At 39.3% G+C, this 234-nt stretch carries 1 protein-coding gene; it reads left to right on the plus strand.

The features are described from left to right. Nucleotides 1-18 precede the first annotated feature (18 nt). Nucleotides 19-234, plus strand: a 216-nt coding sequence (locus tag Q0954_RS34870) for a tyrosine-type recombinase/integrase (RefSeq protein WP_299466930.1), incomplete at its 3' end; no start/stop codon positions are given.

Below are 234 nucleotides of genomic sequence, written 5' to 3' on the forward strand. Positions count from 1 at the left end.
TGTTTAAGCAAAGGTCAGTTGATACCTGTAGTTACCAGTGGAAACTATAATACTTACCTCAAAATGATTGCGGAATATGTAGGAATTGATAAGCACTTGACAAGCCATGTGGGGCGTAGAACCTTTGCCACTTTGGTGTATAATGCAGGGACTGACAGATCAAAGCTAAAAGAAATGACTGGGCATTCAAATGAAGCAATCACAGAAATTTATGCAAGCCTTGCCAATGAAACT

This window comes from uncultured Microscilla sp., from assembly GCF_947493425.1.
Classification (GTDB): domain Bacteria; phylum Bacteroidota; class Bacteroidia; order Cytophagales; family Microscillaceae; genus Microscilla.